Here is a 3,675-nt window from a genome sequence, read left to right as displayed (position 1 = left end):
CCTGCGGCGTATTCTGAGGAGTTCATCACGATTGGGACGGGTGGTGTAACGGGTGTTTATTATCCGACGGGCGGAGCGATTTGCCGGTTGGTGAACAAGGGTCGGAAGGAGCATGGGGTTCGGTGTTCGGTGGAATCGACGGGTGGGTCGGTTTACAACATCAACACCATTCGCGAGGGTGAGCTGGAGTTTGGTGTGGCGCAGTCGGACTGGCAGTATCATGCGTATAACGGCACCTCGAAGTTCGAGGATGCGGGTGCGTTTGACGGGCTGCGGGCGGTGTTCTCGGTGCATCCGGAACCGTTCACGGTTGTGGCGCGCGCCGATGCGGGCATTGCCAGCTTTGAGGACCTCAAGGGCAAGCGGGTGAACATCGGCAACCCCGGTTCGGGCCAGCGCGGCACGATGGATGTGGTTCTGGAAGCGATGGGCTGGACCATCGACGATTTCGAACTGGCGTCCGAGCTGAAGGCGGCCGAGCAGTCGGCGGCGCTGTGCGACAACCAGATCGATGCGATGATCTACACCGTGGGTCACCCCTCGGGCTCGATCCAGGAGGCGACGACCGCCTGTGACTCGGTGCTGGTGAACGTGACCGGCGCGGCCATCGACGGTCTGATCGACGGCAATTCCTACTACCGCACCGCCACCATTCCGGGCGGGATGTATCGCGGCTCGGACGGGGACACCACGACCTTTGGCGTGGGCGCGACCTTTGTGACCTCGGCGGATGTGTCGGATGACGCGGTCTATGCGGTTGTCAGCTCGGTCTTTGAAAACTTCGACGACTTCAAGAAGCTGCACCCGGCCTTCGCCAACCTGCAGCCGGAAGAGATGATTGCGGATGGCCTGTCGGCACCGCTGCATCCGGGGGCCGAGAAGTACTACAAGGAAAAAGGCTGGCTGCAGTAAGCCGGACCTGATGCGGGGCGCGCCTGTGACGGGCGCGCCCCTTTTGCACACCCGGGGAGCTGGGTGAAGCCGAGGCCGAAACGGCCCGAAAGATCGCACAGCGACGGGGAGACGCCAGATGAGTTCCGACACCCAATCCAATCGCCCGCTATCCGAGGAAGAGCTTCAGGATCTGGTGGCCTCGTCCGATGCGGGCGCGCGCAACCCGGCGGGGAATGTCGGGGTCTTCCTGGCCATCGTGGCGGTGCTGTGGTCGGTCTTTCAGGTGGTGCTGGCCTCGCCCCTGTCGAATGTGCTGCTGCCGGGCAGCGTGGTGAACAACTCGCGCCAGATCCATCTGGCCTTTGCGATCTTTCTGGCCTTTGCGGCCTATCCGGCGCTGAAGTCGAGCCCGCGCAATTACATTCCCGTGCAGGACTGGATCATGGGCGTGGTGGGCGCGGGCATCGCGCTTTACGGCTATATTTTCTATGAAAAACTGGTCGACAATGGCCTGCTGGCCGATGATGTCGACAAATGGGTGGCACTGGGGGGCCTGCTGCTGCTGTTCGAGGCCGCGCGCCGCGCGCTCGGGCCCGCGATGGCGATCATTGCCACGATTTTCCTGGCTTACGTGTTCTTCGGCTCGTCCGACTGGGTGCCGGAAGTGATCCAGTGGAAGGGCGCCAGCCTGAAAAAGGCGATGAGCCATATGTGGATCACCTCCGAGGGTGTCTTTGGCATCGCTTTGGGTGTCTCGACCAAGTTCGTCTTCCTGTTCGTGCTGTTCGGCGCGCTTCTGGATAAGGCGGGTGCGGGCAATTACTTCATCAAGATGGCCTTTGGCGCGCTGGGGCACCTGCGCGGCGGTCCGGCCAAGGCGGCTGTGGTGGGCTCGGCGGCCACGGGCCTGATCTCGGGGTCTTCCATTGCCAATGTGGTGACCACCGGCACCTTCACCATCCCGCTGATGAAGCGGGTGGGCTTTTCCAGCGAACAGGCGGGCTCGGTCGAGGTGGCCAGTTCGGTGAACGGCCAGATCATGCCGCCGGTGATGGGGGCTGCGGCCTTCCTGATGGTGGAATATGTGGGCATTTCCTATGTCGAGGTGATCACCCACGCCTTCCTGCCGGCGGCAATCTCCTACATCGCGCTGGTCTATATCGTGCATCTGGAGGCGGTGAAGCGGAACATGCCGACGCTGGGCAACCGCGTCGTTTCGATGGGGCGCACGATCGGCGGCATGGCGCTGTTCTTCGTGGGCTTTGCCGGGCTCTGCTACGGCATTCAATACCCGATCAAGGCGGTGATTGCGCTGATGCCCGATGCCTCGGGTCTGGTGCTGTCGGCGCTGGTTGTGGCGGCCTATCTGATCCTGCTGAAACTGGCGGCGGGCGTGGATGATCTGGTGCCCGACGATCCCAACGCCAAAGAGGTCGAACTGCCGGTGATCGCCGAGATCTACAAGGCCGGTCTGCATTACCTGCTGCCGATCATCGTGCTGGTCTACTTCCTGATGATCGAGCAGAAATCGCCGGGCCTGTCGGCCTTTTGGGCGACCTCGCTGCTGTTCGTGATCCTGCTGACGCAGAAGCCGCTGAAATCGATCTTCCGCGGCGAAAGCGACACCGCAAATGCCTTCATGGCCGGGGTCATCGACCTGTGGAACGGTCTGATCGACGGGGCGCGCAACATGATCGGCATCGCGCTGGCCACCGCCACCGCGGGCGTGATCGTGGGCACCGTGACGCTGACCGGCGTGGGCCAGGTGATGGCCGATCTGGTCGAGTTCCTGTCGGGCGGCAACCTGATCGCCATGCTGGCGCTGGTGGGCCTGCTGAGCCTGATCCTGGGCATGGGCCTGCCGACCACGGCGAACTATATCGTGGTCAGCTCGCTGATGGCCGGTGTGGTTGTCGAATTGGGCGCGCAGGACGGTCTGATCGTGCCGCTGATCGCGGTGCATCTGTTTGTGTTCTACTTCGGCATCATGGCCGATGTGACGCCGCCGGTGGGTCTGGCCAGCTTTGCCGCCGCCGCCGTGTCGGGCGGGGATGCGATCAAGACGGGCTTTACCGCCTTCTTCTATTCCCTGCGCACCGTGGCGCTGCCGTTTGTGTTCATCTTCAACACCGATCTGCTGCTGATCGATGTGGGCTGGGTGCAGGGCATTCTGGTGGCCGTGTCTGCCACTATCGCGATCCTGATCTTCACCGCCGGCACCATGGGCTGGTTCCTCACGAAGAACCGCATCTATGAAAGCGTGGCGCTGATCCTGATCGCCTTTGCGCTGTTCCGCCCGGACTTCTTCATGAACCGGATCGCGCCTCCGTTTGCGCAGATCGAACCGGCGCAGCTGGAACAGGCGGTGGGCGAGGCCGCCCCGGGCAGTTCCCTGCGGATCGAGGTCGCAGGTCCGGACTTCGACACCGGCAACATGACCGAGACCACCGTGGTGCTGACCATCGGCGATGAGGCCGACGGCGCCGCCCGCATCGAGGCCCTGGGCCTGATCCCGCTGGAAGAGGACGGTCTGGTCAAGCTCGACGAGCCGCTCTTCGGCACCCCGGTCGGGGATGAGCTGGACATGTTCGACTACTACGCCGACGACCCCGTCCGCATCACCAGCGTGCAGGCGCCGCAGAACCAGCCGCCGAAAGAGCTGATGTTCATCCCCGCGCTGCTGCTGCTGGCCCTCATCGCCTTCCTGCAGCGCGGCCGCGCCGCACGCACCACTGACCAAGAGGTAACACCATGACAAAATCCATCCTCTGCGCCGTGGAT

At 63.2% G+C, this 3,675-nt stretch carries 2 protein-coding genes; both read left to right on the top strand.

The genetic code is table 11. The features are described from left to right. A partial coding sequence (locus ACR0EZ_RS25745; protein ID WP_480617675.1) for a TAXI family TRAP transporter solute-binding subunit occupies positions 1–912 on the top strand: 912 nt, incomplete at its 5' end. A 118-nt stretch (positions 913–1,030) separates the two neighbouring features. Beyond that, a complete protein-coding gene (locus tag ACR0EZ_RS25740; RefSeq protein ID WP_480617673.1) occupies positions 1,031–3,649 on the top strand; it encodes a TRAP transporter permease in 2,619 nt (872 codons plus the stop codon). Positions 3,650–3,675 lie beyond the last annotated feature (26 nt).

The sequence above is a fragment of the Ruegeria sp. AK4 genome, from assembly GCF_056541025.1.
Note: the sequence above shows the minus strand (reverse complement) of the source record. Positions and strands in the feature narration are given on the sequence as shown.

Coding starts and splice junctions, on each gene's coding strand:
- ACR0EZ_RS25740 (WP_480617673.1), top strand. CDS start 1,031: ATGAGTTCCGACACCCAATCCAATCGCCCGCTATCCGAGGAAGAGCTT.